At 40.6% G+C, this 2,500-nt stretch carries 1 protein-coding gene; it reads right to left on the minus strand.

Going from position 1 to position 2,500, the window contains the following annotated elements:
* On the minus strand, positions 1-2,500 hold a 2,500-nt coding region (locus FFR48_RS27195; RefSeq protein ID WP_307722542.1), incomplete at both ends, for a tetratricopeptide repeat protein.

Below are 2,500 nucleotides of genomic sequence, written 5' to 3' on the forward strand. Positions count from 1 at the left end.
ATTTTTTAATGGCGTTTTTTCGCTTGTGGGTTAAATCTAAAACCTGAATAGATGGTGCAGTGAGAATAGTATGTTTTTCAATTAAATATTTACCTTTTTCATCTTGCAATGCGGGGAAAGGAACAAGGAATAATTGACTTTGAGGAATAAAAACAACTCTTTCAGTTTCCTTTTTGGGTAAAAGATCCGCAATAGGTGTAATTAGTAATTCATGGAGTTTTTGAAATCTTCCTTTGACTGGGGCAGCATTAGGATCTAGACTAGCTACAATACCCCCTCTGCTTCTCACACCGATAGATTCACGACTATTATCAACGAGTTTTGCTAGAGTGGTATTTTCTTTTTGCCACAGAGGTTTTAAATCAGATTTACGAAAAGTAATTTCACCTGTGGGTTTAATCACCCAGATATAAAGTTCTGATTCTTTGGTTTGTTGTTTACCATCCTGTTTGAATGTATCAGGGATAATAGAATATTGAACGAGGGTAGCATTTTGTTGTTTGGCAATTTTTTGTAATAAAGCTATTGTCGGTTTATCAACAGCAGGTGGAGAAGTTTGACTGGTATTTGTGTTAGATAAACGTGAAGTTAATAACTCCACAAATGCCCTAGCACGTCCTCGTTCAGAAATTTCTAAAGCTTCATGAGTTTTATTCTGAGCAATGAGGACTTGTTGTAATAGGCGGTAAGTGCGAGCTTGTTCTTCAAAAATAGAGACTTTGTAGCTATCATTGTTCCCTAATTTTCCTCTGATAGATTCCCATACTTCAATGCCAGTATAGAGAGTTGTTTCTGCTTGTGGGAGGTTGCCAGATTCATAGAAAGCTAATCCTAGATTATTTAAACTACTTCCTTCTCCTTGGATGTCTTTGATTTCATGGGCAATGGCTAAACTAGAGGTGAGGTATTCAATGGCTTTGGTGTAATCTCCCAGTGCAGTGTAAGCAAGTCCCAGATTAGCTAGAGATTGACCCTCACCTCTACGGTCTTTGATTTCACGGGCAATGGCTAAACTAGAGGTGTAGTATTCAATGGCTTTGGTGTATTCTCCCAGTGAATAGTAAGCATTTCCCAGACTACCTAGAGAAGCACCCTCACTATAACGGTCTTTGATTTCACGGGCAATGGCTAAACTAGAGGTGTAGTATTCAATGGCTTTGGTGTATTCTCCCAGTGCATTGTAAGCACTTCCCAGATTACCTAGAGCAGTACCCTCACCTCTACGGTCTTTAATTTCACGGGCAATGACTAAACTGGAGGTGTGGTATTCAATGGCTTTCGTGTAATCTCCCAGTGCATGGTAAACACTTCCCAGATTACCTAGAGATTGACCCTCACCTCTACGGTCTTTGACTTCACGGGCAATAGCTAAACTGGAGGTGTAGTATTCAATGGCTTTGTCGTATTCTTCCAGTGCATTGTAAGCATTTCCCAGATTACCTAGAGCAGCACCCTCACCATAACGGTTTTTGATTTGACGATAAATGATCAATGCTTGTTGCAAAGACTGTAATGCTGCTGTAAATTGACTGGTTTGATTCTGTTCAACACCTTGCTGTAATAGTCTATCTGCTGCTGCTTTACGAGGGTCATTTTGAGTTTGAGCAAACTGTAGAGCTTCCTGAGCAATTTTCTCCAACTCTTGATTATTGATTTCCTTGGCAATTGCTAAAGCTTGTTTGAAAGATGCGATCGCATTAGCTTTATCTCCCAGTTTAAGGTAAGCTTCACCTTGAAGACCTAAAGCACGTGCCTCACCATAACGGTTTTTGATTTGCCGATAAATAATCAATGCTTGTTGCAAAGACTGTAATGCTGCTGTAAATTGACTGGTTTGATACTGCTCAAAACCTTGCTGTAATAGTCTATCTGCTGCTGCTTTACGAGGGTCATTTTCGGTTTGAGCAAACTGTAGACGTTCCTGAGCAATTTTCTCCAACTCTTGATTATTGATTTCCTTAGCAATTGTTAAAGCTTGTTTGAAAGATGCGATCGCATTAGCTTTATCTCCCAGTTTAAGGTAAGCTTCACCTTGAAAACCTAAAGCAAGTACCTCACCATAACGGTTTTTGATTTCACGATAAATAATTAATGCTTGTTGCCAAGACTGCAAAGCTGCTGCAAATTGACTGTTATTATCTTGCTCAATACCTTGCTGAAATAGTCTATCTGCTTCTGCTCTCCGCGCTGCTGGTGTTTGTGCAAATACCTGTGATACCTGGAATAACACTGGTAAATTAACCGCAGGTTGTAAAACCGTCAAAATCAAAGTGGTAAATGCAATTAAGCGAATTTTAGGATAAGACATTGGTGATTGGTGATGGGTGATGGGTGATGGGTGATTGGTGATGGGTGATGGGTGATGGGTGAGTGGTGAAGGGCGATGGGGGATGGGCGATTGGGGATGAGTGATGGCGGATGAGGGATTGATGATGCGAGATGGGGGATTGGTGATTGGGGAGGGGTGATTGGAGAGGGGTGATTGGTGATGTGGGATATG

Origin of the sequence: Sphaerospermopsis reniformis (genome assembly GCF_005402885.1) — a bacterium.
In the GTDB taxonomy this organism is placed as follows: domain Bacteria; phylum Cyanobacteriota; class Cyanobacteriia; order Cyanobacteriales; family Nostocaceae; genus Sphaerospermopsis; species Sphaerospermopsis kisseleviana.